Source organism: Planomicrobium sp. MB-3u-38, from assembly GCF_002836425.1.
Classification (GTDB): Bacteria; Bacillota; Bacilli; order Bacillales_A; family Planococcaceae; genus Planococcus; species Planococcus okeanokoites.
In genome coordinates this window covers 87,748-111,548 of the sequence record NZ_PJBO01000034.1, presented here as the reverse complement: position 1 = coordinate 111,548, position 23,801 = coordinate 87,748, and the positions used below count along the sequence as shown (strand labels likewise).

28 protein-coding genes are annotated in these 23,801 nt (G+C 45.4%); 23 read left to right on the top strand and 5 right to left on the bottom strand.

Annotation, left to right across the window (positions count from 1 at the left end):
• Positions 1-127: 127 nt before the first annotated feature.
• The 8 genes from CXF70_RS07985 (at position 128) to CXF70_RS07950 (ending at position 6,026) form a co-directional block, all read left to right on the top strand.
• Positions 128-703 carry a DUF1836 domain-containing protein gene (locus CXF70_RS07985; protein WP_101802191.1) on the top strand — a complete coding sequence of 192 codons (576 nt, stop codon included), beginning with the start codon at positions 128-130 and terminating at the stop codon, positions 701-703.
• The gene (locus CXF70_RS07980) at positions 703-1,149 is read left to right on the top strand and encodes a YaiI/YqxD family protein (RefSeq protein WP_101802190.1); all 447 of its coding nucleotides are present in this window, start codon (positions 703-705) and stop codon (positions 1,147-1,149) included. The genes CXF70_RS07985 and CXF70_RS07980 overlap by 1 nt, the downstream gene beginning before the upstream one ends.
• Positions 1,150-1,268: 119 nt before the next feature.
• Positions 1,269-1,988 carry a type 1 glutamine amidotransferase domain-containing protein gene (locus CXF70_RS07975; protein ID WP_101802189.1) on the top strand — a complete coding sequence of 240 codons (720 nt, stop codon included), beginning with the start codon at positions 1,269-1,271 and terminating at the stop codon, positions 1,986-1,988.
• 95 nt (positions 1,989-2,083) lie between these two features.
• Positions 2,084-2,368 (top strand): hypothetical protein, encoded by a 285-nt coding sequence (locus CXF70_RS07970; RefSeq protein WP_084243178.1) that lies wholly within the window; start codon positions 2,084-2,086, stop codon positions 2,366-2,368.
• 83 nt (positions 2,369-2,451) lie between these two features.
• A complete protein-coding gene (locus CXF70_RS07965; RefSeq protein WP_101802188.1) occupies positions 2,452-3,540 on the top strand; it encodes an AI-2E family transporter in 1,089 nt (362 codons plus the stop codon).
• Between the two features lie 89 nt (positions 3,541-3,629).
• Positions 3,630-4,421, top strand: a complete 792-nt coding sequence (locus tag CXF70_RS07960; RefSeq protein ID WP_101802187.1) for a transporter substrate-binding domain-containing protein — start codon at positions 3,630-3,632, stop codon at positions 4,419-4,421.
• A gap of 235 nt (positions 4,422-4,656) precedes the next feature.
• Positions 4,657-5,301: an amino acid ABC transporter permease gene (locus CXF70_RS07955; RefSeq protein ID WP_084243175.1), complete on the top strand. Its 645-nt coding sequence runs from the start codon at positions 4,657-4,659 to the stop codon at positions 5,299-5,301.
• Positions 5,298-6,026, top strand: coding sequence for an amino acid ABC transporter ATP-binding protein (locus CXF70_RS07950; RefSeq protein WP_084243174.1), 729 nt, complete (start codon positions 5,298-5,300; stop codon positions 6,024-6,026). Before CXF70_RS07955 ends, CXF70_RS07950 begins: the two co-directional genes overlap by 4 nt.
• 96 nt (positions 6,027-6,122) lie before the next feature.
• Here the strand turns inward: CXF70_RS07950 and CXF70_RS07945 are convergent, their stop codons facing one another.
• Both CXF70_RS07945 and CXF70_RS07940 read right to left on the bottom strand, forming a co-directional pair.
• Complete coding sequence (locus CXF70_RS07945) at positions 6,123-6,566, bottom strand: peptidylprolyl isomerase (RefSeq protein ID WP_084243173.1); 444 nt, start codon at positions 6,564-6,566, stop codon at positions 6,123-6,125.
• Positions 6,567-6,641: 75 nt separating this feature from the next.
• A complete protein-coding gene (locus CXF70_RS07940) occupies positions 6,642-7,433 on the bottom strand; it encodes an SDR family oxidoreductase (protein ID WP_101802186.1) in 792 nt (263 codons plus the stop codon).
• A 182-nt stretch (positions 7,434-7,615) separates the two neighbouring features.
• Between CXF70_RS07940 and CXF70_RS07935 the strand changes: the two genes are divergently transcribed.
• A complete protein-coding gene (locus CXF70_RS07935) occupies positions 7,616-8,602 on the top strand; it encodes an NAD(P)/FAD-dependent oxidoreductase (protein WP_084243171.1) in 987 nt (328 codons plus the stop codon).
• Between the two features lie 439 nt (positions 8,603-9,041).
• Positions 9,042-9,680, top strand: coding sequence for a Type 1 glutamine amidotransferase-like domain-containing protein (locus tag CXF70_RS07930; protein ID WP_158241164.1), 639 nt, complete (start codon positions 9,042-9,044; stop codon positions 9,678-9,680).
• 61 nt (positions 9,681-9,741) lie between these two features.
• Here CXF70_RS07930 and CXF70_RS07925 read toward each other — a convergent pair whose 3' ends face one another.
• On the bottom strand, positions 9,742-11,250 hold the full coding sequence (locus tag CXF70_RS07925; protein ID WP_084243169.1) for a BCCT family transporter: 1,509 nt from the start codon (positions 11,248-11,250) through the stop codon (positions 9,742-9,744).
• 383 nt (positions 11,251-11,633) lie between these two features.
• Here CXF70_RS07925 and CXF70_RS07920 point away from each other — a divergent pair, with 383 nt between their 5' ends.
• The 9 genes from CXF70_RS07920 to abc-f all read left to right on the top strand — a co-directional run bounded on the left by CXF70_RS07920 (position 11,634) and on the right by abc-f (position 18,599).
• Positions 11,634-12,416 (top strand): LysM peptidoglycan-binding domain-containing protein, encoded by a 783-nt coding sequence (locus CXF70_RS07920; RefSeq protein WP_084243168.1) that lies wholly within the window; start codon positions 11,634-11,636, stop codon positions 12,414-12,416.
• 211 nt (positions 12,417-12,627) lie between these two features.
• Positions 12,628-13,101, top strand: coding sequence for a GNAT family N-acetyltransferase (locus tag CXF70_RS07915; RefSeq protein ID WP_101802184.1), 474 nt, complete (start codon positions 12,628-12,630; stop codon positions 13,099-13,101).
• 127 nt (positions 13,102-13,228) lie between these two features.
• Positions 13,229-13,735, top strand: a complete 507-nt coding sequence (locus CXF70_RS07910; RefSeq protein ID WP_101802183.1) for a GrpB family protein — start codon at positions 13,229-13,231, stop codon at positions 13,733-13,735.
• Entirely contained in the window at positions 13,735-14,148 is a 414-nt protein-coding gene (locus CXF70_RS07905) for an NUDIX hydrolase (RefSeq protein WP_233208572.1), read from the top strand. The genes CXF70_RS07910 and CXF70_RS07905 overlap by 1 nt, the downstream gene beginning before the upstream one ends.
• A 16-nt stretch (positions 14,149-14,164) precedes the next feature.
• Positions 14,165-15,334, top strand: a complete 1,170-nt coding sequence (locus CXF70_RS07900; RefSeq protein WP_233208571.1) for a PstS family phosphate ABC transporter substrate-binding protein — start codon at positions 14,165-14,167, stop codon at positions 15,332-15,334.
• 64 nt (positions 15,335-15,398) lie between these two features.
• Positions 15,399-15,554 (top strand): hypothetical protein, encoded by a 156-nt coding sequence (locus CXF70_RS18350; RefSeq protein ID WP_199172806.1) that lies wholly within the window; start codon positions 15,399-15,401, stop codon positions 15,552-15,554.
• Between the two features lie 86 nt (positions 15,555-15,640).
• Complete coding sequence (locus CXF70_RS07895; protein ID WP_101802182.1) at positions 15,641-16,594, top strand: magnesium transporter CorA family protein; 954 nt, start codon at positions 15,641-15,643, stop codon at positions 16,592-16,594.
• Between the two features lie 111 nt (positions 16,595-16,705).
• Positions 16,706-16,843: a hypothetical protein gene (locus CXF70_RS18135; RefSeq protein WP_158241163.1), complete on the top strand. Its 138-nt coding sequence runs from the start codon at positions 16,706-16,708 to the stop codon at positions 16,841-16,843.
• A 100-nt stretch (positions 16,844-16,943) separates the two neighbouring features.
• Positions 16,944-18,599: a ribosomal protection-like ABC-F family protein gene (gene abc-f / locus CXF70_RS07890; protein WP_101802181.1), complete on the top strand. Its 1,656-nt coding sequence runs from the start codon at positions 16,944-16,946 to the stop codon at positions 18,597-18,599.
• Between the two features lie 35 nt (positions 18,600-18,634).
• Here the strand turns inward: abc-f and CXF70_RS07885 are convergent, their stop codons facing one another.
• Complete coding sequence (locus CXF70_RS07885) at positions 18,635-18,961, bottom strand: winged helix-turn-helix transcriptional regulator (protein WP_101802180.1); 327 nt, start codon at positions 18,959-18,961, stop codon at positions 18,635-18,637.
• Between the two features lie 137 nt (positions 18,962-19,098).
• Between CXF70_RS07885 and CXF70_RS07880 the strand changes: the two genes are divergently transcribed.
• A complete protein-coding gene (locus CXF70_RS07880; RefSeq protein ID WP_101802179.1) occupies positions 19,099-19,950 on the top strand; it encodes a VOC family protein in 852 nt (283 codons plus the stop codon).
• 133 nt (positions 19,951-20,083) lie between these two features.
• Positions 20,084-21,043 carry a nuclease-related domain-containing protein gene (locus tag CXF70_RS07875; protein ID WP_101802178.1) on the top strand — a complete coding sequence of 320 codons (960 nt, stop codon included), beginning with the start codon at positions 20,084-20,086 and terminating at the stop codon, positions 21,041-21,043.
• A gap of 272 nt (positions 21,044-21,315) precedes the next feature.
• On the opposite strand, the gene CXF70_RS07870 is transcribed toward CXF70_RS07875, so the two are convergent.
• A complete protein-coding gene (locus CXF70_RS07870) occupies positions 21,316-21,570 on the bottom strand; it encodes a hypothetical protein (protein ID WP_084243158.1) in 255 nt (84 codons plus the stop codon).
• A 132-nt stretch (positions 21,571-21,702) separates the two neighbouring features.
• Here CXF70_RS07870 and CXF70_RS07865 point away from each other — a divergent pair, with 132 nt between their 5' ends.
• Together CXF70_RS07865 and CXF70_RS07860 are read left to right on the top strand one after the other, a co-directional pair.
• Positions 21,703-22,773 carry an NAD(P)H-dependent flavin oxidoreductase gene (locus tag CXF70_RS07865; RefSeq protein WP_101802177.1) on the top strand — a complete coding sequence of 357 codons (1,071 nt, stop codon included), beginning with the start codon at positions 21,703-21,705 and terminating at the stop codon, positions 22,771-22,773.
• 90 nt (positions 22,774-22,863) lie between these two features.
• Positions 22,864-23,691: a DUF368 domain-containing protein gene (locus CXF70_RS07860; RefSeq protein WP_084243156.1), complete on the top strand. Its 828-nt coding sequence runs from the start codon at positions 22,864-22,866 to the stop codon at positions 23,689-23,691.
• Positions 23,692-23,801 lie beyond the last annotated feature (110 nt).

Genomic DNA, 23,801 nt, shown 5'->3' with positions numbered 1-23,801 from the left:
TCTTCATTACGTAGTTTTATTAACTACTTAATATAATATAAGTAGTTATTTTGCTAGTCAAGTTTGGCTATTCGGTGATCATAGTATAAAATTAAAGCAATCGCTTTTGATGAGGGGGGATTCGAATATGGCGGATGCCAAACAGTTAATAGACAAGCTCGCGCTGGAGAAAAAAATTCCGGTCGAAGAAATTCCCAGAATAGATTTGTACATTGATCAAGTCATTCAATTGTTTGATACAGGTTTTGCTGAAACGAAGAGGAATCCGGAGGAGAAAATCCTGACCAAGACCATGATCAATAATTATGCCAAAGGGAAATTATTCTATCCGGTGACCAATAAAAAATATTCCCGGAATCATGTAATGTTAATCAACTTGATTTATCAGATGAAAAGCGCATTATCGATCAATGATGTAAAAAAAGTGCTTGCGGGCATCAATGAAAAAGCGGCACAGAAAGAAATCGATCTTAGCGGTTTTTATGAAAGTTATCTGGAGATTCAGCGATACAACGACGGAATTTTCAAAGAGAATGTGGAGCAGCAGATGGAAAAGGCGCAAACGGAATCGGCGGATTTCGGCGATGACCGCGAAGAGATCGATAAAGTGCTGCTGATTGCGTCGCTCGTCCATATGAGCAATCTTTACAGAAGAGCGGCTGAAATTTTGGTCGATGAAATGGTGGAAGGGGAAGAGGCCTGATGGTAAAAGTATTGATCGATGCAGACGGCTGCCCGGTAGTGGATCAGACAATCGCTGCTGCGCGGAAATATAAGATGGATGTGATTCTGTTATGTGATACGTCACATGAGATGTACAGGGAAGGCGCTGAAACGGTCACTGTCTCCAAGGGTCCGGATGCCGTCGATTTCGTGCTGGTCAATCGGGTGAAAAAAGGGGATATAGTCGTGACGCAGGATTATGGCCTGGCTGCGATGGTACTGGCAAAGCAGGGCTATCCGATTGATCAGAACGGCAGGCTATACTCGGAAGAGAACATTGACCAGCTTTTGCATGGCCGGCATATTGCCAAAAAGATCCGTCAGGGTGGTGGCCGGATGAAAGGTCCGAAAAAGCGCAAACCGGAAGACAATGAAAAATTCACGATGAACCTGGAAGGGTTGATTGAAAAGATAGGAACACGTTAAACGATGGAGATGGCCTTGCATAGGCTGTCCCATCGTTTTTCATTTCATTTGCAGGGAGTAAAAACTTTTGAAGAGGGAATAATGTAAAAAATACGGAAATTATCCGAAAGGGGATTGGCATGGATAAAATATTGATTGTCGTGACAAATCATTCGGCGCTGGGACCAAAAGGGAAGAAAACGGGATTATGGTTGAGAGAACTTACGGATTTTTACCATGAAGTCAAAGACCGTTATGGAGTGGATATCGTCAGCACAGCAGCTGACCGGGTTCCGATTGATCCGCGAAGCTTGGTGGGGGCTGTGACACATAAGCAGACACGGAATTATTATATGGATGATGATTTCATGGTCCAGCTGAAAAAACCGTTGCTGCCTGAACAAGTGGATCCTGGAGATTATGCAGCAATCTACTTTACCGGCGGGCACGGTACGATGATGGATTTTCCGGACGACAAAGATTTACAGGAATTGACCCGTGAGATTTATGAACAGGGCGGCTATGTGGCCGCTGTTTGCCACGGGCCAAGCGGCATCCAGAACGTGCGGCTTTCGAATGGCCGGCTTTTGGTTTCGGGCCATGTCGTAACCGGGTTCTCGGATGTGGAAGAGAAAGCGCTGGGCATGTATAAGCATATCCCTTTTTCTCTCGAACAGGTATTGAAGGAGCGAGGCGGGCTTTATAAAAAAGCTTCTGTACCCATGGCCGCTTGCACAGTGGTTTCAGGCAGACTCATAACCGGCCAGAATCCGGCTTCAGCAAAAGGTGTTGCCCTGAAGCTGCTGAAACAGCTTGAAACATTCAGGCAGAAAGAAAATGAAGACGTCTATGTACTGTGAAGATGAAAAATCTTCGTTTTTCCTAATTAAACTTAATTTTTAAGGGTATACAACATTATATAGTGGAAATATAAAGTTTTATTTGGAGGGATTCGATGAAAAATTCAACAATGATTTCATTATTGACCAGTGCTTTTGCGGCTGCAGCCGGGATTTTTGTGTATAAATCCTATCAGGAAAAAGCGAAGCAGGAAGCGCTCGATAAAGATGTGCATATGCATAACAGCAAGGAAATCGACCAGCGCGAAAGTGTTGAAGCGGATGAAGATGACGCGGAAAAAGGTTTGACTCAATTGGATTCGGCCTACCGTGATGAATGGCAGGCTAATGCTTTCCCGCAAACACACAGAGAGCTTGAAGAATTGGAAAAAGACAAATAATATATGGATTTTCAGAGCGGAAGTAAAGAGATTTTTACTTTCGCTCTTTTTGACGGTTTCATTTAGAGGGAGGAGGAAGCCATTTGTGGATTAGAAAACCATTTTTTGAGTATGCCACAGGCGCATTGCTGATATTGATCATCCTATTTTTCCTTGGCAAGATCGATTATGCGCTATGGCCGTTCAAAGTTATAATTACTACACTTTTTGCGCCTATTTTAATCGCTGGCCTGTTTTATTATCTGCTTCGTCCGCTGGTGAATCTGCTGAGGCGCTATGTACCGAAATTAGCTGGCATCGCCATTGTTTTTGCTGTCATCGCATCCATTTTTGCAATTGGAATCTATTTTTTTGGACCTACAGTCAAGGCGCAGGTAGAGAGCTTTTTGGAATTGGCGCCGGAAAAAGTGGAGGAAGTGACAGAGGAATCCGAAACAGCTATGGCGAGATTCGAATTCATGGGGCTCCAGGGATCTGAAATTCGCGCAAGGGCATTATCTTATATACAATCCGCTTCGGACGGGCTGGTCGACAATGTTGCCAGCATCTTAACTGCATTGGTGAATATTGCAGTCGTCATCATCGTCGTGCCATTCATACTTTTCTTCTTATTGAAAGATGACGAAAAACTTGTTCCGCATATTACGAAATATCTGTCTGAAGAACATAAACCGGAAGGCAGGAAATTATTGAGCGATGTGGATGCGACTTTATCCGCCTATATCGTCGGACAGGCACTGGTGGCAATGACTGTCGGTGTGCTGATGTACATCGGTTATATCATCATCGGACTGGATTACGCTTTGACACTGGCAATCTTTGCAATGTTCCTTATCATCATTCCTTTTTTGGGACCGATTCTGGGCATCATTCCTGCCATATTCGTAGCTCTGGTCAATGGCGAACCATTGATGGCGGTCAAAGTTGTACTCGTTCTGCTCGTTGTTCAGCAATTGGAAGGCAATCTGATTACGCCGAACATCATGGGTAACCGCCTTAATATTCATCCTTTGACGATCATCCTCTTGTTGATGATCGCAGCAGCCCTCTATGGATTTATCGGACTTTTGATTGCTATCCCGCTGTATGCCGTTGTAAAAACACTGGTTCATAATTTCAGGCTTTTTATCAGGCTGAGAAAGAAACGGGAAGTTGCACAAAGTTCTGACTGACCACAGAGAAATATATGATCATCTTATTAATTTTGAGAATATTATGATATATTAGTAATGTACTTAATTTATACAAAGGGGGAAATATGATGAAAAAGTTCAGTTTTATTGTGATGCTTTTAGCATTGATGCTGTTTATCGCGGCATGTGGATCCGATGATGAATCGACTTCCGGGGGAGAAGGAAGCGGTACTGAAGGCGGCGAAAGCAAAACATATCAAGTGGGAATAGATACGACTTACCCGCCGTTCGAATATGAAGTGGACGGGGAATATACAGGGATTGATATTGACCTGATCAATGCGATTGCTGAAGATCAAGGGTTTGATATCGAATTCAACCCGATGGACTTCGGCGGAATCATTCCAGCTTTGCAGGCCGGTCAATTGGATATTGCGATTGCAGGGATGAGTATTACGGATGAACGTAAAGAAGTAGTGGATTTCTCTGATCCTTATTTCGATGCAGGATTGACGCTTGTTGTTCAATCGGATAACTCGGAGATCACTTCTATGGAAGATCTTGAAGGCAAAACAGTTGCGGTTAAGAGCGGGACAACGGGAGCACAATTTGCCCGTGATAACGAAGAAGAATATGGTTATGAAATTGCACAATTCGAAGACAGCCCATCCATGTTCCAGGAAGTATCGAACGGAAATGCGGATGTCCTTCTTGAAGACTACCCTGTCATCGCTTATGCGATTGCTGAAAGTGGTCTTGATCTGAAAACTGTAGGTGACCGCCTGACTGGTGACCAATATGGTATCGCAGTGCTGAAAGGCGAAAATGCTGAAGTGCTTGAACAGATCAATGCTGGTCTTCAGGCATTGCGTGACAGCGGCGAGTACGACGAAATTTTGAACAAATACATTTCTGAATAACACAGGGGATGCAGCGCGCAGATGCGCGCTGCGTTTTTTATAGGATAAGAAATTGTACATTTCTAAGTTTAAGAAAGCTTTAAAGGGAGCGGATTTTGTCCAGACTACAGCGCCCAGCTCTTGGGATCATAAGCCACTTCGGCTATTCGGCTGAAAAACGCCGCTTCGCCAAATCGTCTTATGCCTGTCAGAGCTTAACGGACGCTTTCGCTTTTTTATGGAAGGGGCAACGTGAATGGAAACTTGGATTAATGCCTTGCCATATTTACTGGAAGGCTTGCAGATTACACTTTATATTTTCTTCATCGCCATCATTATCGGATTTTTAATCGGTTTGCTTATGGCTTTGCTGCGCTTGTCGCCGTTCAAGATATTGAACTGGATAGCCAAGATTTTCGTTGATGCGATTCGCGGTACGCCGTTTATCGTTCAATTGTTCTTCATTTATTTCGGATTGAACTCTCTGGAATTCATTTCGATGGACAATACCACAGCCGGGATTGTAACCGTAGCAATCAATGCCGGGGCCTATTTCTCGGAAATCATCCGTGCCGGGATCCAATCAATCGATAAAGGGCAGACGGAGGCGGCTCGTTCACTGGGGTTGAATTCGACTCAGAACATGCGCCACATCATTTTGCCGCAGGCATTCAGACGGATGCTGCCGACTTTCACCAACCAGGCAATCATTTCCTTGAAAGATACATCTCTTCTTTCTGTAATCGGTGTTGCAGATTTGACCCAGGAAGGGCGTATCCAGGCAAGTGCGACTTTCCAGGCGTTTGAAATCTACTTGCTTCTTGGTATCATTTACTTCATCGTCATATACTTGCTCTCCATGCTGGCGAGCTTTGTAGAAAGGAAGTTTGTATTACGATGACTATGATCAGAGTTGAAAACCTAAAAAAATCATTCGGCGACCTTGAAGTTATTAAAGATATGAGTACAGTGGTCGAAGAAAAGGAAGTCATTTGCGTAATCGGCCCGTCCGGTTCAGGCAAAAGTACTTTTCTTCGCTGTTTGAACCGGCTGGAAGAGATCACGGACGGCCATGTCTATATCGAAGGCGTCGATATTACCGATCCAAAGAATAACATCAATAAAATCCGGCAGGACGTCGGCATGGTGTTCCAGCAATTCAATCTGTTTCCGCATAAGACCGTGATGCAGAATATTGTCCTGGCTCCTATGAAGCTGAAGGGCATGGATAAAGCCACTGCTGAGAAAAAAGCGAATGAGCTGCTCGATAAAGTAGGGTTGCGCGAAAAGGCGCAGGCTTATCCGGGTGAACTTTCAGGCGGCCAAAAGCAGCGCGTCGCGATTGCACGGGCACTGGCTATGGACCCGAAAATCATGTTGTTTGATGAGCCGACATCTGCGCTTGACCCCGAAATGGTCGGGGATGTACTGGATGTAATGAAGGAACTTGCGCGGGAAGGCATGACAATGGTGGTTGTAACCCACGAAATGGGCTTCGCTGCCGAGATGGGCGACCGCGTCCTGTTTATCGACGGCGGATACATCGTTGAAGAGAACGTTCCGAAGGAATTATTCGGCAATCCGCAGCACGAACGGACGAAAGCTTTCTTGAGCAAAGTTTTATAGACAGAAAAAATCCTTACCGAGATTTCGGTAAGGATTTTTTGTTTGTCGCTTTTCTGTGTTCAGACTCCGAAGAGTTGAACGGGCGTCGTCACTTTTCTATTCTTCGTCAAACACATGTACTTTCGTCATTTTGTCGCCGTTTTTCATTGCGCGTGCAACTTCCACGCCTGCAGCGTCAACTTGGCCGAACACTGTGTGAACGCCGTCAAGATGCGGCTGAGGCTCATGTACAATAAAGAATTGGCTTGAGCCAGTGTCTTTGCCGGCGTGTGCCATCGACAGACTGCCTGCCTGGTGTTTATGCGGGTTGTTGTCAGTTTCACACTTGATCGTTTTGCCGCTGCCGCCAGCGCCTGTTCCAGTCGGGTCGCCGCCTTGGCTTACGAAGCCAGGGATAACGCGGTGGAATGTTACATCGTTATAGAAACCGGAGTTAGCCAGTTCCTCAAAGTTTGCTACAGTGTTTGGTGCTTCATTCGGGAAAAGTTCGAAATTGATGATTTCGCCGTTTTCCATGTGGATGTGGCCTTTTTTCGCCATTAAAAACATCTCCTTTTCGGTTTGTTCATTCTCAAGTATAGCGATTTTGACGGTCTGTGTATAATGATTTGACGGTCACAGCGCTTTCAGCAATCCGCCGTCGACAATCAGTGATTGGCCGGTCATGTAAGAATTAGCGGAAGAAGCAAGGAACACAAGGATTTTCGCGAACTCTTCAGGTTCCCCCATACGTCCTCTCGGAATCTGTTTCTCGGTATTTTCAACGACCTGTTCAACCGTCAGATTTTGCTTGTCAGCGGCAATCTGGTTGAGTTCAGCTACCCGGTCCGTCGAGATTTTGCCCGGTCCGACTGTATTGACCATGATGTTATCGCCAGCCACTTCACGCGCCAGGGTTTTCGCGAAACCGACCATTCCCGCGCGGAAGGTGTTCGATAAAATAAGTCCGTCCAGAACTTCTTTCGTCGACGAAGATGATACATTCACGATGCGCCCGAATTGCTGTTCTTTCATATAAGGGAGAACAGCACGGGATGCGCGGATGTAACTGAGCAGATTCTGGTCGAAAGCTTTGTGCCAATCTTCATCCGTTACGCCATCAAATCCGCCTGCTTTCGGTCCGCCGGTGTTATTGATCAGAACATCCACGCGTCCCGCTTTATCAGCGACGAATGCAAAGAAATCCGCAATGTCCTTTTCATCTGTCATATCACACGACTTGAAGAAGACTTGATCGTTCTGCGATTGCTGTTTGATTTCTTCCGCAGTTTCCCGCAATTTATCTTCACTTCTGCTTGAAATGAAAACGATGGCGCCTTCTTTGGCAAATTCCATCGCTGTCGCTTTTCCAAGTCCTTTGCTAGATGCCATGACCGCCACCACTTTATCTTTCAATCCCAAATCCATCTGTTCTTCACCCTTTCCATTTAATCTACAATTCCCAGTTTACCGAATCAAGTGGCATATTGCAGTTCAATCGTGCTGGAATTCTGAATTTTCCTTCGTATATCTCCGTCAATAGTCCAATAGCGTGAAATAGGATAGAATATGATAGGATATAAATATTGATACTAATGGGAGTGTTTTAAATGGAAGAACGCGAAATTTTTGATATTACGATTATCGGCGGCGGGCCAACAGGCTTGTTTGCTTCCTTTTATGGCGGTATGCGCAAGATGAAGGTGAAGATTCTAGACAGCCTGCCGCAACTCGGAGGCCAATTGACTGAACTTTATCCTGATAAATATATTTACGATGTCGGAGGATTTTCCAAAGTACTGGCGAAAGATCTGGTGGATAACCTGACTGTTCAAGCCAACTACGGTGATCCGACAATTTGCCTTGAAGAAACAGTGTCAGCGGCGGAACGCCACGGAGACCACTTTGTGATCCGTACCGATAAAGGGGAACATTACTCGAAAACGATCCTGTTGACTGCGGGAGTCGGGGCTTTCCAGCCGCGGAAATTGGCAGTTGAAGGCGCTGAAGAGTTTGAAGGAAAAACGCTGCATTACGGAGTGAAGGACCTGACATTGTTCAGCGGCAAAAAAGTCGTCGTCCTTGGCGGCGGAGATTCTGCAGTGGACTGGGCAATGATGCTTGAAAATGTAGCGGATCAGGTGACACTTAGCCACCGACGCGATAAAATGACGGCTCACGAAGCCAATGTGGATACAATGATGGCATCAACTGTAAATGTCATGAAGCCATATGGCGTCCAGGAATTGGTCGGTGAAAATGGAGAAATCCGCGAATTGGTACTGATCGATAAAGAAGGCAACGAAGAGCGTCTTGAAGTTGACCACGTCATCGTCAACTACGGAAATATTACGTCTCTTGGACCGTTGAAAGAATGGGGCCTTGAGATGGAGAAAAACTCTGTCGTCGTCAATTCCAAAATGGAGACAAGCATCGAAGGCATCTATGCTGCCGGAGATGTAGCCACTTACGAAGGTAAAGTGAAATTGATTGCAGTAGGATTTGGTGAAGCGCCGACGGCCATCAATAACGCCAAAGCTTATCTTGATCCGAAATCCAAAGTCCAACCGCTTCACAGTACGAGCGTGTTTAAATAATAAGGAGCATTCCCGCCTTTTGCGGGAATGTTTTTTTATAGGCGAAGGAGATTTAATCGAAAGGGCTCTTGAAGTAGCGCAGGACAATGAAAAATCCTGTAGCCGATCATAAACAGCTGCTAGCCGATCACAAATTTTCCGTAGCCAATCATAAACAGCTGCTAGCCGATCACAAACGCCCCGTAGCCGATCATAAACTCATCTGCCGGACATTTTAAGCTGTGCGTTTAAGTTTTTTATACAAAAAATCGCTTAAATTGAAGAATGCTGCCCTAACAGGCTTAAAAATCTGAAGAACTTCAATGGAAATGCAAAATAAATCAAAAAGCCATGATGAATCTTACTTCAGTTCAATATTTTCTTTTTAACTAAATTGTTATAATAAGTAAAAAACATTCATGCCACAACCAGCAATAACTTAATGACAAGGGCGGTTAATATGGGGAAACTTTTCTTTTACAGTGATCAGATAGCTGAAACACCCGGGAATAGAAGGCTGGATGAACGGCTTCTGGAGGGCTTGGACCCAGAAACGGCCAAAATAGCCTATATTCCTTCCACGGAAGATAAAGAACAAAAGTATTACACGTTAAAAGCGGAATATTACCGTAGCTATGGAATTCGCAATATGATGTTTTTCGACCTGTACAGTGAATTTGATTCGGGGGAAATTGATGAATTGCTGCAATGTGACATCATCCACCTTTCTGCTGGAAATCCGATTGAACTGCATCAAGCCTTGAGTCGCACGGGAATGGACAAACATTTAAAGGCGTATTTCAATCAAGGTGGAGTTTTGGCGGGAGTAAGCGCCGGAGCTGTGCAATTCGGCAAGTCGACGAAATTATTTCAGCTGTATGCTGATGATTCCGGTGAAACGCTGGAAGCATTGCGATTCGTCGATTTTGAGTTCCTTCCGCATTATAATCGGTGGAATGAGACATTTAAGGAGCAGGTACAAGACTATGTCCGAGCAACCGGAACCATAGTCTATGCGGGAAATGATGGAGATGGCCTGATCGTAGAGGACGGCGAAATTCAATTTATCGGAGACGTTATTGCCTTAAACGGTGATTAATTGACAAGAATGACGAAAAAACAAAAAGCATTTCCGCTGATGAAGCGGAAATGCTTTTTGTTTATTGTCTTCTGACTCTCTTGGTTTTATTGACCAACGGATCCTGCGAAGCGGCTTTGAAGAATGCAATGCCCATCAGCAGGACGACTACGGAAAACGGCAAGGCCGCGATAATCAGGATATTCTGTAATCCCTGTGTACCGCCAGAGAAGATGACGATTGCTGCGACTGCCGATTGGATCAGTCCCCATGTGATTTTCACAAGGTTCGGAGGATTGATCATCCCGCCGGTCGTCTGCATGCCCAATACGAAAGTGGCGGAATCCGCAGAAGTGATAAAGAAGATGGCGACTACGAATAGGGTCATGATCGACATCACGGTTCCAAGCGGGTAATTCTGCAGAACACCGAAAGTGGCTGTTTCCAGGCTATATTCGGAAATCTTAGCAATCCCGTTCTGCTCCAGGTTCAGTGCTGATGCACCGAATACGGCGAAGAAAATGAAACATACTATAGAAGGAACGAATAAGACGCCAAGTACAAATTCCTTTACTGTGCGCCCACGGGAGATACGGGCGATAAATATTCCGACGAAAGGCGCCCATGAAATCCACCATGCCCAGTAGAAGATTGTCCAACCGTTCACCCAAGCGCGCCGATCGGTATTCAATGGTTCCAAATGGAAGCTCATCGAGAAGAAGTTAGATAAGTAACCACCCAGGCTGTTTGTGAAAGTATCCATTATATAGAGCGTCGGTCCGACAATCAATAACAGGAGGACAAGGGCAAAAGCGAGCACCATATTGATATTACTGAGGTATTTAATCCCTTTGCCGATTCCTGACCAGGCAGAGATGATGAATAAAACAGTTGCGACTGCCAGTATCAATAATTGAAACGGAAAGGTATTGGGGGTTCCTAACAGAAAGTGCATGCCTTCATTGATTTGGGCTGAACCGAAGCCGAGTGTAGAAGCGACACCTACTATGGTGGCGAAGACCGCCAACACATCAATTAGTTTACCGAGCGGTCCGGCCATGCTTTTTTTACCGAACAAAGGTATTAAGGTAGCACTGATAAGACCGGGAGCGCCATTATGGAATTTCGAATACGCCAATACCAGCGCGACCAGGCCGTAAACAGCCCATGCATGCAAGCCCCAATGGAAAAATGAAAATTGCATGGCTTCAGTAATTGCTTGGTTAGTGCCGGTTTCAGCACGGGGAGCACTGATGAAAGCATGTGATATCGGTTCTGAGGTGGTCCAGAAAACCAACCCCATTCCCATTCCGGCACTGAAGAGCATGGCAAACCAGGAAAGCAGCGAAAATTCCGGCTCATCGTCCTGTTTTCCCAGTTTAATAGAAGAAAAGCGTGAAAAGATGAGGTAGATGCAGAAAACAAGAATGATGAAAACAGTGGTTAAGTAGTACCAGCCGAACACGCTTGAGATATCGGCCGTCAGATTCCCTGTCATTTCCTTGAAGTTTTCGGGAGCGATGAAGCCCCAAGCTACAAGGGCAATACAGGTTGCTAAAGAAATCCAGAACACGGATGTAACATTTCTCAAATTGACTCCTCCTTTAATAAGGATATTTGATCAGTGGAATACCTGCTGGAAATATTCTGACCAAACAAAACCTTCAAAATTACAGCTGAACTGTATTCTTGCAAAAAACCCCTGAAAACGCAAATCGATGCTATGTATAAAGGGTTTGCTTCTTACTTGCTTTAGCCTATTTTCTGCAGCGGTAAACGCAAATAATGAAATGGGGAATTAAGGAAAACAGTAAAATATCTCGAACCCCGAATAAATAGTTTTATTACAAGCTGTAATATATGGCACTTTCACGTAACGTAATTGTTAAATTAGAACTGTCGTTTTGTCATTGTCCTGAAATGTTTAGGTGTTATAGTTTGTCTTGTGTTAGTGAAAAGGAGGAATTTCATTATATGAAAAAGCAAATCGTGACACTAACGGCAATCGCAGCTCTTAGTGTAGGCGCGGCAACAACGGCAAGCGCTGATTCAACGTATACAGTCAAATCCGGTGATACTCTGTGGGGCATCTCACAAGCGAACAATGTATCAGTAAGTGAGTTAAAAGGGTGGAACGATCTTTCGTCAGATTTGATCTTCCCGAAACAACAACTTAGCATTGGCGAAGAAAAGCAAGAAGCAGCAACAGAGAAATCATCTTATACAGTTAAAAGCGGTGACACGTTATACCGCATCGCAGTAAATCATGGCATTTCTTTAGACCAGCTGATGAGCTGGAACGGCATAACAGGCCACTTGATCTATCCTGGTGACAAATTGGTAGTCAGCGGCGGAACAGCAATTTCCGTTCCTAAAGCACCGGCGACTTCACAAACTTCAGCACCAGCGCCAGCGCAGTCAACTGCACCGGCACAATCATCTGCACCTGCTAAAGCACCACAATCAGGTAAAGAAATGACAGTATCTGCAACAGCATATACAGCATTCTGCACAGGATGTTCAGGTGTTACTGCAACTGGCATCGACTTGCGTGCGAACCCGAACCAAAAAGTAATCGCTGTTGACCCAACAGTTATTCCACTTGGATCTACAGTATGGGTTGAAGGCTACGGAACAGCAATCGCTGGAGACACTGGCGGAGCTATCAAAGGAAACAAAATTGACGTGTTCATCCCGTCAAGAGATGCAGCTCTTCAATGGGGCCGCAAAAACGTAACAATCAAAATTCTTGAATAGAATAAACTAGCTACAAAGCCGAGGTGACCATTCCCTTGGCCTTTTTTTATGGAAAAAAACCGGTTTGTGTTAAAACGGATGATTAATTTGTAAGAAGATTCCGATATTTAGTGGAATTCAATTGTTTAATTCGATACACTGGAAGAGAACGAAGATGCAATGAAGTAGAATCCGTAAATGGGAAAAAATATGTACCATAGGAGGATGCAGCATGGCGATGGATATTAAAGTGATTGAGGATTTAAACAAGTTGGATGTTTCCAAACTGGTGGAGGAGAGCGAAGCGGAAGGTTACAGATTCCTGAGACGATTGGTCAAGCAATATGAAGATGGGACCAATACATTCAATAAAGCCGGTGAAGTGCTTTACGGTGTATGGGATCCGGCAGGGGAATTGGTGGCAATCGGCGGATTGAACAGAGATCCTTATTCGGATAAAAGCGGAATCGGCAGACTGAGAAGATTTTATATTTCTGAGCATGCACGCAGACAAGGCATAGGCACGAAATTGCTGAAAGAGATCTTAAATTATGGACAAGGCCATTTCAGTGAAATCGTTGTCCGGACTGATTCATCCATTGCGGACGCTTTTTACAGGGCGAACGGGTTCTCCGGCGATCTCGGTATGCCTGATGTTACACATCATATTGTATTGGATAATGAATTCTCCAAAGAAGCGAAATAAATCAGTGTAAATTTGAAAGCTGCCGGAAACTTTCGGCAGCTTTTTCATTTTGCATATAGATTAATTAGATATAAATCAATACTATTGAAATAACAACTCGCTTATAAAAAATGAAAAGAGATGAAATATGAGAAAAGTGACGGTAACAGATTACCAGCCCGAATGGAGACAGCAGTTTCAGCTTGCGGCAAAAGAGCTGAGAGAATTATTCGGAGCGGAATGCATTGAAATTCATCATATTGGCAGCACTTCAATAGAAGGAATGGCGGCTAAACCGGTGATTGACTTGATGCCGGTGGTACGTGAAATAGAAGTTGTTGACGGATTGATAAGTGAAATGGAAAAGCGGGGCTATGAATCAAAAGGAGAGAACGGATTGCCTGGCCGCAGGTATTTCCAGCGGGGCGGCGATGAACGCACCCATCACGTCCATATTTATGCCGCAGGGAATCCTGAAATAGACAGGCATTTAGCATTCAGGAATTATTTAAGGGAAAATCCCCAAGAGGCGGAAGAATATGGTATCTTGAAAAAGAAACTGGCACATGATTTCCCATATGATATCGAACAATACATTGCAGGCAAAGAAAGATTGGTTGCCCGCATCGAAAAAAACGCCAGAGGTGAAACGTGATGGAGATGTCGAATTGGAAAGGTGCTGCCGGAATTTGTTTCAATAGGCAGCAGGAAGTTTTGATGGTTTTGCAAGGGCCGCCGGAAGAGGAAAAGAAATGGGGGTTGCCTTCAGGACCGCCGGAAGGAAACGAAACACTGGAAGAAAGCTGTGTTCGTGAATTCTTTGAAGTGACTGGGCTGGAGGTGCGAGTGCTTAAAAGCGCGGGAGTGAAAAATGACAGTTTTGACAACGCTGATGTATCTGTAGAGTTGCATTATTTTCTGGTGGAGGTTCTCAGGGGCGAAATCATTATGCCAGAAGAAGATCCTTGGATTCAGGATATTGTGTGGCAGCCGATTGAAGAGCTGGAATCATTGAACCTCGCAGATCCTGACGAAGCGGCACTGATCAAATCTGTAATCGAAAATTAGAGATGGAATATGGGGGATGGAAATTTTGGAGATGTTCGGACGCATAATGATGGCGTTGTTTATTGGTGCTTTGATCGGGGCGATGGGACTCCCGGTGTTGCTGATCGTAGCACTGAATGGCGACTTCCAGTTTATCGGCCTTGTGATTGCTGTCGTAATTTCATTGTGGCTGCTGTATCTGTTTGTAGATATAGATTTGTATAAAAAGCCGAATGGAAAGAGAATTGCAACAGGAATTATCGCTTTTTGTCTATTGATTGGAGCTGCATTTTCTGTTCCCCATTATTATAAGGAAAGTTTTGCGAAGGTCGACGGGGAAGTGGATCTTTATGAATATGAGCCTTTTACAGACAGCGAAAAATTGGCGCAGCCGGATTCACCATCCAGTTTTAAAATAGAAAACGACTTGCCGAAGCTTGACGGTGCTACAGCGCTTTATCCGCTGTATGCTGCATTTACTGAAGCAGTCTATCCAAGAGGACAATATCCGCCTTATGATCCCGCTTTCAGCAAAGTAGTTTCCACGACTACTCCTGAAGCGTATGACCGACTCATCGAAGGCAAGGCAGATATCATTTTCGTTGCCGGCCCGTCCAGTGGCCAATTAAAAAAAGCCGAGAACTTGGGGGTTGAACTGAAAATGACACCGATCGGCCGGGAAGCTTTTGTCTTTTTCGTCAATTCGAGAAATCCGGTTGACGGTTTGAAGAGCGAAGAAATTAAGGGGATCTACTCAGGGGAAATGACAAATTGGTCAGAACTTGGCGGGAAGAATGATGAAATCCATGCTTTTCAACGGCCGGTCGACAGCGGCAGCCAGACCACTTTCCTGAAATTCATGAGTGATACTCCTGTCCAGAAGCCGGAAATAGAAGAAATGGCTTCGGGTATGGGCGGCATCATCAGTGAAGTGGCAAGCTACAGGAACTATAAGAATGCCATTGGTTATACATTCAGGTTCTTCGCAGTGGATATGGTGCAGAACGATAAAATCAAATTGTTGGCGATTGACGGTGTAGAGCCGACCATTGACACGATTCGTTCCGATGAATATCCGATGGCTTCGGAATTCTATGCGGTAACGGCAGGGTCTGACAATCCGAATGCAGAAGCCTTCATTGAGTGGATTGTTTCGGAAGAGGGGCAGAAGTTGGTGGAATCCACCGGTTTTGTTTCTGTTAAGTGAAGGGTTAGAAATTCGGGAAGCGGGTAATTTATTATAGTAAGGAATTTTTTAAGGAGGGGAAGGCATGAAGAAGGATAAAGAAAATCACAAAGGTGAAGAATTGATTCCTGAAGTCGAGCCCCGTCGAAATGCGCCAAAAGATAAAGAAATGGATCCGATGCCGGATCGTGAATTGGAGTATGAAGAAAACTCCAATGAAAAATATAGAGACCAAAATTAATGATGATTGGAAAAGCAGGTCTTTGCGGACTTGCTTTTTTTAGCTGTTACATACTCAAACTGTTGTTCAATGGAGGAGGGGTGGCCGTGCCGAAATATACATTCAGACATGCGGTTTGGCATGAAGAAGAGTCCGAAGCGGAAAAAGGATTTATGGAGTTATTGCCGGAAAGCATACGCAGCCATTCCTGGCGCGATGAATCGAAGGAAATGACAGTCAATATACTCCACGCCGACACCGCAACGCGAGGGAAAGAAGCGATCTGGGGATCATTGATTTACAGGCAGAACCCCAACGATAAAAATGACTTGAGGACATTGCATTTCTTTTTATCAACAGAAATTTTGCTGACGAATAAACTCGATTATGATGAAGACGAAGATATGGACAAAGAAAAAATTCTTCAGCAAATGGACCATGCCGAGACGCCTTTGGAGTTGCTGATGGTCTTGCTCGGCGCGATGACGGGGTCTTTACTGCATAAAATTGACGGTTTTGAAGAAAGGCTCCGCAATCTGCTATGGAAAATCAGGGAGCAGAATAATAAACAGACACTGGCGGAAATCGAAAATATCCGGCATGAAATTTTGCTGTGGAAGAATATCATTCTTGGATTTGTCGAAATGAAACTGGTGATGCCCGAAACCTTCGGCAGGAAAATCTCGGATGGCCCTGAATATTACCGGACTGCCGCACGAATCGACCGGATCAGCATGCTGATCGACGCTTACGAGGATGAAGTGAATAATATGGTGGACATGGAAAATGTCGTTGCCAATTACCGGGGCAACGAAATCATGAAGACACTGACGGTGCTGACTACGTTATTCACTCCTGTCATGGCATTTGGCGCTCTGTGGGGCATGAACTTCGAACATATGCCCGAACTGAAGTGGACATTCGGCTACCTTGCTTCGCTGATCCTTATTATTGTATCGACAGGCATACTCTATTATTACCTGAAAAGCAAAGGCTGGACCGGGGATATCCTCCAGTCATTCAAAGATGACAGTTCGATCAAAAACAGCCGGCGGGGATGATCCTGCCGGCTGTTTTCGCAATATCTTACTGTATGGAATATTCTGATTTCAGATTGACGGTTTCGCCGGTTTCAGGTAAAATGGAACAAATGAACGAAGGAGGTGGGTATGATGAATCAAACTGGTAAGCGCATGACGGAATGTCAGGAATATCTTTACATTCTGCATGGCGTCACTTTCACTGGAATCGATGCAAGGGAGGAGTCTGTCCTTTTTCAGCTAATCGAATCACGTGAAATTTACCAGTAAGAGACATCTGCCTGCAAACGGAATTACCAAAAGGCATGCGTCTTTGCATGCCTTTTTTGTTTTGGCCGGCGTCTCTTCCATAGACGAAAGGAAGAGAACTATGATAATCAGCCAATTTCAACATTTACAATGCCATTTTGCCACACATAAATTATTCAACCATATAAAAGGGGAAGTCGCGGAAGGCAAACGAATCGGTCTTGTCGGCCGCAATGGCGAAGGGAAAACGACGTTGCTTAATATTCTGGCCGGCGCTCTTGAACCGGAAGAAGGAACAGTGACCTGGAAAAAAGGGAGTGTCGTCGGTCTTTTGAAACAGACCCCTGATGAACAGGGGGATATGGCGGTCCATCATTTATTGACTGCTGTATTTGCGGAGCTCACTGAAACCCAGGAGCAATTGAAGATGATGGAGAAGCGGATGGAAACGGCAGCGCCGGCGGAACTGGAAAAGCTGCTGTCACGTTACGGCAGTGTTCAGGATGAGTTTATCCGGCGCGGCGGCTACGAAATCGATGTCCGGATCGACCAGGTATTGAACGGTTTGAAGATAATCCATTTGAAGCATGAAAGCTGGGATCACCTGAGCGGCGGAGAGCGCACCAAAGTGGGACTCGCAAAATTATTGCTGCAGGAACCGGATCTGTTGCTGCTGGACGAACCGACAAATCACCTTGATTTGGAAGCGATAGAGTGGCTCGGCTCGTTCATCAGCCATTATAAAGGGACTGTCGTCCTTGTCTCGCATGACCGTTATTTTCTTGATGAGACCGTTACGCATATATGGGAATTGGATCAGGGGGACCTGATCCAATACACGGGAAATTATTTCGCTTACGTGAAAGAGCGGGAAGCTCGGTTGTTGATCGAGTTCCAACAGTTCCAGGATCAGCAGAAGAAGATCCAGAAAATGAAGGAAACGATCAAGCGGCTGAAAGAATGGGCGAACCGGGCCAATCCGCCGAATGCGGGCATGCACAGAAGAGCGAAAAGCATGGAGAAGGCATTGGCGCGTATTGAAGTGCTCGACCGGCCGGTTCTTTCAAGAAAACAGATGGCCCTCGATTTTCAATCCGGCGAGCGAAGCGGCCGGGATGTGGTTTTGATGGAAGACGTTTGGAAAGGTTATGGTGACCGTATCCTTTTCCACGATGCTTCACTCCATATCCGGTTCGGCGAACGTGTGGCAATTGTCGGCTCCAACGGAACAGGCAAAACGACCTTGCTTAATCTGATACTTGGCAAAGAAGAGATAGATGCCGGTACAATCAGAACCGGCAGCAGCTTATCTGTCGGCCATTTATCGCAACATACGCTTGAAATGGACAACGACCGGAGCATCATAGACGAATTCAGGGATGCAGTGCCGGTTTCCGAGTTTGAAGCCCGGCATTTATTGGCGAAATTCCTGTTCTTTGGCAATATGGTCTTCCAACCGGTCCGGCAATTAAGCGGCGGCGAGCGGATGAGGCTCCGTCTCGCGCAATTGATGCATATGAACCATAACCTGCTGGTGCTGGATGAACCGACGAACCATTTGGACCTGGAAGCGAAAGAAGTTATGGAAGAGGCTTTGGCGGATTTTCCCGGCACGATTATCGCGGTTTCGCATGACCGCTATTTCCTGGATAAATTGTTCCCGGTGACCTACTGGCTCCATGATCAGCAGATTGAACGCTTCGAAGGCGGATATTCTGCGGCGAAAACCAAGCGCGGTTTGCTGGCCGTTGAAAAATATATTCTCAATATGAAATAAGAAAAAGCGGCCATCTGGATTTCAGATGTGCCGCTTTATTTTGTTTCTGCAGGTGCTTCAATCCACTCTTGGGACCAGCTTTGGATTTCATCCATCACCGGCTTCAGTGATTTTCCTTTTTCGGTCAGTTCATATTCGATGCGGACCGGTGTTTCAGGATAGACAGTGCGTGAAACGAGTCCCTGGACTTCAAGATTTTTCAAACGTTCGGAAAGCAGACGTCCGCTGATGCCGATCACTTCGGTCAATTGGCTGAAGCGCTGCGGACCGGATAAAAGCTGATAGATGATTAAACCTGTCCAACGCTGGCTGAGGATGGAAATGGCAGATTCGAAACGGGGACAGATGACAGATGTGTCCATGAATGCTCACTCCTTTCTTCATATAATAGCACAGCTCACTTCTAATTTAAAAGAATTAAGTTACTTGACACTTTATAGTAACTAAATTAAAATTGGTTACATAAAGTAACTAACTAAAATGAAATGAGGACTGTAACATGAATTTTCACCAAAAACCTGTGACTTATACAGATGAAGTAGGATTAAAAGTATTGGATCTGGCGGGGATGAAGGAGTTTTATCAGGACATCATCGGCTTTCAAGTGATTTCCGAACAGGTCAGCGAAGTGCGTCTGGGCACAGACGGGAAAAGCCTTATCAGATTAACAGCCCGTGAAGGGGTGGAGCCGAAACAGGATCGGTACGCCGGCTTATACCATTTCGCGATTTTATTGCCGAGCCGCAAAGAACTGGGGAAAATTCTGCTGCATCTCCATCAGCAAGGGATTCGCTTGGGTTCATCCGACCATCTGGTGAGCGAAGCGCTGTATTTATCGGACCCGGAAGGAAATGGCATCGAAATCTACCGCGACCGCGATTCGGAAGAATGGGATTGGAACAACGGTGAAGTGGCGATGGCGGTCGATCCGATCGATGCTGAGGGTGTGGTGCAGGAAGCAGCGTTATCCAATGAATGCTGGAGCGGCATGCCATCAGGCACTGTAATGGGCCACGTCCATCTGCATGTCTCAAACCTTGACGAAGCGAAAGAGTTTTATACGGATGGTCTCGGTTTTGAAATTGTGACTTCAATGGGCGGCCAGGCATTATTCCTGTCAGACCAAAAATACCATCACCATATCGGCCTCAATGTCTGGAACGGCACCGGCATACCGGCTCTTCCGGAACAAGCAGCCGGCCTGGATTTCTACACACTGGTTTTCGCTGATGAAACGAAGCGAAGCCAAACCGCTGAACGCCTCCGCGCACTTGGCGCAGAAGTGACAGAAGCAGCGGATTACTGGGAAACGCGCGATCCGTCCGGCAATAAAATCAGAATGGCAGTTTAATGAAATATAGTGTTGCCTCTGCTCAGTTGGACTTTGAGCAGGGTTTTTTTTATTGGATTATATTTTCTGAAAGTTTAAAAAACTGGAGGAGAAGATGCTATAATTTTCTGTATCCGAATGAAAGGGGTGTGGAATGGGAAAGTTTGATGCGGTTTTATTGCCGGAGGTAAAAGCGCTTGAGGCCCTAATCAGCCGATTGCCTGCACAACATTCTTATCAGAAATTCTTGGAAGTGGAATTGCACCGGACAAGTGCTGGTAAGCGAGGGGAGGAGAAACTGCTTAAAAAATTGGCTGAATTTAATTGGAAGGAAAACCATCTAATCCTTCCAGATGTCAGTTTAAGCCGAAGTGATGTAAAGATTCAGATGGACAGCTTATTGTTGACGCATTCGCAAGCAATCATCATTGAATCGAAAAATATTCATGGGAAAATCCATTTTGACGACTCCACCGGCGAATTTTACCGTTACGATAATGATGGTAAAAAGACGGTGATGGAGAACCCCGCGATCCAATTGAAAAGAAATATCCGTTTTTTCGATGCTTGGCTGAAATCAAAGAAACTGGACCTTTCAGTAAAAGGTCTTATCGTTTTTACATCTAAAGAATGCGAATTCATCTCTAAACCGCAGAAAATCCCCGTCTGCAAGACATATCAACTTCACGATTATCTCTACAGCATGCTTGGTGCAAGCTCCCAACAGCCATCAGTCAATCTGAAAAAGCTCAAAAAAATAATCGAAAGCGAGCAGACTCCTTATAAAAGAATCTCTCTTTGCGATTATTACCGCATTGATCCAGCAATTTTGATCAAAGGTGTTCGCTGTGTGAAATGCGGAAGTTTTGGGAACGGCACAATAAAAAGAATTTATTGGTATTGCAATATATGCGGTCATGCTGATGCACAGGCGATGAATAATACAATAAAAGAATACTTTTCATTGGTAAGCCACATGATTTCCAATAGCGAACTAAGGGAATTCTCGCTGTTGGAATCCCGCCATGCCGCTTCCAGAATCCTGTTGAAATATGACATGGAGAAAATCGGTGAGCAAAAAGTGCGGAAATATCGGGTTAAGCAGTCAAATTGAGGAGAAATTACCTTTGCCGATCACAAATGAGTGGTAGCCGATCATAAAGTGTCCGTAGCCGATCACAAATGGTTGGTAGCCGATCACAAAGTGTCCGTAGCCGATCACAAATCTCTGCCCGGTCGCTTTTCGCTTGCGAAAAGCATGTATTTGGCTTTTTTCATTCGAAAAATCATCTGATTAAAAATGCAATAGCTTGAAGAATGGAGAAACGCCCTAATTATGAATGAAAATATAAAAAAGGTATGCGCCAAATCAGGCGCATACCTTTTCTATTGGCCAAAAGAAAGCTTCGAACAGCTTTGGCCATCTTCCATGAAAAATATATCGTCAGCGTTGTCAGCTGATAATTGAGAGATTGCATGACGGTTTGTGTCATCCGAGGAATTCGCACGCATTTCCTGATAGGCCAGCTGGCGTTCCTGACTCTTTAACTCTTCCAACGGGTTGCCGTAGAACAAAAGCAGGATTGATCCAAATGCAACGGTGATTAAAGTGATGCCCAAAAATGAAAGGAACCCCTTCATGTGAAACCCCGCTTTCTTGTGTTTGCTTATTATATGGAACGTATACCGAAGATAAAGGTTCCATGTTGATGTATACCGCTGAATGGGTGATACTTATTTTAGCAAATACAATCAGTAAAAGGGGGAATCGGTTTGCTGTCATTGCAAACGGGAATTTGTCATTTATTCGGCATCGACGTGCCCATCATCCAGGCTGGTATGGCTGGAGGCCCAGCAACTGCCAAGCTGGCTGCGGCTGTGAGTGAAGCTGGCGGTCTGGGGACATTGGGGGCGGCCTATATGGAGCCGGAAGCATTGCGCAAGGCCATCGCTGACATAAAAAAAGCCACGGACAAGCCATTTGCGGTCAATATCTTTGCCTCCAAAGACACAGACGATTTCTCCCGCCTGGTGGAGGTGCAGCGCGCATTAGCTCCATTCCGTAAAGAAATGAAGATTGAAGAACCTCACATCACAAGCTCATCAGATTGGAGCCGTCAGCAATTCGACATCTGCCTGGAAATGGAGGTGCCTGTCGTCAGCACGGCTTTTGGTTTATTGGAAAAGGAACAGATGGAGGCGGCCAAAGCAGCGGGCATACAAATAATCGCTATGGCGACAACTGTGGAGGAAGCGCAACTGGCTGAAAAAGCAGAAGTTGGCGCAGTGGTGGCACAGGGAAGTGAAGCGGGTGGCCACAGGGGGACATTTTCCCTCAAAGCTCATCCGGCAGGTGCACAGATCGGCACAATGTCGCTCGTTCCACAAATAGTTGATGCCGTTAAAATCCCTGTCATTGCAGCGGGTGGCATCGCTGATGGTCGTGGTCTTATCGCAGCACTGGCACTCGGCGCAGAGGCCGTGCAAATCGGGACGCGCTTTCTGCTGGCTGAAGAAGCAGGTACGCATCCTGCCTACCAGCAAAAAGTCATTGATGCGAATGAAGAACATACAATAATAACGAAAAGCTTCTCGGGGCGTCCCGCACGCGCCATAAAAAATCGCTTTCTGGCAGAATTTGAAGAAACGGGAACCCGGCCACTGCCGTTTCCGTCTCATAATACAGTTACGAGAGATATTCGGACAGCTGCCGCTAAAGAAGGCAACAGCGAATTCATGTCCTTGTGGGCAGGGCAATCACTCAGACTTATAAACAGCAAATCGCCGGCAGCTGAAATGATTCGCGAAATCATGGAGGACGCCCGCTGCATCATTGGAGAATAGCGCTTTGGCATCAGCATATTTCTGCAGGAATATCCGGGCGGGCATGCTATACTTATACATGTGATTTTTTAAACAGAGGAGATTGGCTAAATGGAATGGAAAAATATATACCGCGGCATTTTAATGGGCATCAGTGACTTGATTCCCGGCGTCAGCGGAGGAACTATCGCATTTATTTTAGGGATTTACGATCGTCTGCTTGAAGCGATCAGCGGGTTTTTCAGCCGGGAATGGAAAAAACACCTTGGCTTTTTGATTCCGCTCGTCATCGGAGTTGGCGTGACGCTGCTTCTTTTCAGCCGGGTCATCGAATTTTTGCTCGAGCATCATTACGAAGCGACTCAGTTCTTCTTCATGGGACTGATATTAGGTGTCATCCCTTATATCATGAAGCAGGCTGAGGTAAAACAGAATTTCACGAAACGCCATTTCGCTGTTCTGATCCTGATCGGAATCGCTTTGGCTTCAACAGCGTTCATCGGGACAAACGAAGATGTAGCGCCGATCGAGCAATTGAGCGTGCCGGTCTTCTTCACCCTCTTTTTCTCCGGCTGGCTGGCCAGTATGGCAATGCTGCTACCGGGAATCAGCGGCTCGTTCATCCTTTTGCTGCTGGGAGTCTATACGACAGCGATCAACGCTTTGTCCACTTTGAATATTCCTGTTGCATTGGCGATCGGTGCCGGTGTCATTGTCGGATTTATCGTCAGCAGTAAAGCAATCCGCTATTTGCTGGAAAACTTTACGTATGTGACATATGCGGCCATTATCGGGCTGATCTTGGGTTCATTGTTTGTCGTATTCCCAGGATTCGCTTCTGATACGATGACTTTGGTGACAAGCCTGATCACCTTCACTGTCGGATTGGTCTTCACTTTGCTGTTCAGTTCACCGAAGAAAACCGTCATTACAGATTAAGCAATAAATAAGGACAGCCCTCTGATAGCAGAGGGCTGTTTTTTTGAAACTTCCTGTCTTTGTATCCGTATAACTCTATATAAGAAAAATTTTAAAAAAGACGAGAGGTT

Coding starts and splice junctions, on each gene's coding strand:
- CXF70_RS07870 (WP_084243158.1), bottom strand. CDS start 21,570: ATGAAGGGGTTCCTTTCATTTTTGGGCATCACTTTAATCACCGTTGCA.
- CXF70_RS07945 (WP_084243173.1), bottom strand. CDS start 6,566: ATGGCGAAAAAAGGCCACATCCACATGGAAAACGGCGAAATCATCAAT.
- CXF70_RS07940 (WP_101802186.1), bottom strand. CDS start 7,433: ATGGATTTGGGATTGAAAGATAAAGTGGTGGCGGTCATGGCATCTAGC.
- CXF70_RS07860 (WP_084243156.1), top strand. CDS start 22,864: ATGGAATGGAAAAATATATACCGCGGCATTTTAATGGGCATCAGTGAC.
- CXF70_RS07885 (WP_101802180.1), bottom strand. CDS start 18,961: ATGGACACATCTGTCATCTGTCCCCGTTTCGAATCTGCCATTTCCATC.
- CXF70_RS07935 (WP_084243171.1), top strand. CDS start 7,616: ATGGAAGAACGCGAAATTTTTGATATTACGATTATCGGCGGCGGGCCA.
- CXF70_RS07985 (WP_101802191.1), top strand. CDS start 128: ATGGCGGATGCCAAACAGTTAATAGACAAGCTCGCGCTGGAGAAAAAA.
- CXF70_RS07955 (WP_084243175.1), top strand. CDS start 4,657: ATGGAAACTTGGATTAATGCCTTGCCATATTTACTGGAAGGCTTGCAG.
- CXF70_RS07920 (WP_084243168.1), top strand. CDS start 11,634: ATGAAAAAGCAAATCGTGACACTAACGGCAATCGCAGCTCTTAGTGTA.
- CXF70_RS07975 (WP_101802189.1), top strand. CDS start 1,269: ATGGATAAAATATTGATTGTCGTGACAAATCATTCGGCGCTGGGACCA.
- CXF70_RS07960 (WP_101802187.1), top strand. CDS start 3,630: ATGAAAAAGTTCAGTTTTATTGTGATGCTTTTAGCATTGATGCTGTTT.
- CXF70_RS07950 (WP_084243174.1), top strand. CDS start 5,298: ATGACTATGATCAGAGTTGAAAACCTAAAAAAATCATTCGGCGACCTT.
- CXF70_RS07980 (WP_101802190.1), top strand. CDS start 703: ATGGTAAAAGTATTGATCGATGCAGACGGCTGCCCGGTAGTGGATCAG.
- CXF70_RS07930 (WP_158241164.1), top strand. CDS start 9,042: ATGGGGAAACTTTTCTTTTACAGTGATCAGATAGCTGAAACACCCGGG.
- CXF70_RS07875 (WP_101802178.1), top strand. CDS start 20,084: ATGGGAAAGTTTGATGCGGTTTTATTGCCGGAGGTAAAAGCGCTTGAG.
- CXF70_RS18135 (WP_158241163.1), top strand. CDS start 16,706: ATGAATCAAACTGGTAAGCGCATGACGGAATGTCAGGAATATCTTTAC.
- CXF70_RS07905 (WP_233208572.1), top strand. CDS start 13,735: ATGGAGATGTCGAATTGGAAAGGTGCTGCCGGAATTTGTTTCAATAGG.
- CXF70_RS07915 (WP_101802184.1), top strand. CDS start 12,628: ATGGCGATGGATATTAAAGTGATTGAGGATTTAAACAAGTTGGATGTT.
- CXF70_RS07900 (WP_233208571.1), top strand. CDS start 14,165: ATGGAAATTTTGGAGATGTTCGGACGCATAATGATGGCGTTGTTTATT.
- CXF70_RS07970 (WP_084243178.1), top strand. CDS start 2,084: ATGAAAAATTCAACAATGATTTCATTATTGACCAGTGCTTTTGCGGCT.
- abc-f (WP_101802181.1), top strand. CDS start 16,944: ATGATAATCAGCCAATTTCAACATTTACAATGCCATTTTGCCACACAT.
- CXF70_RS18350 (WP_199172806.1), top strand. CDS start 15,399: ATGAAGAAGGATAAAGAAAATCACAAAGGTGAAGAATTGATTCCTGAA.
- CXF70_RS07910 (WP_101802183.1), top strand. CDS start 13,229: ATGAGAAAAGTGACGGTAACAGATTACCAGCCCGAATGGAGACAGCAG.
- CXF70_RS07880 (WP_101802179.1), top strand. CDS start 19,099: ATGAATTTTCACCAAAAACCTGTGACTTATACAGATGAAGTAGGATTA.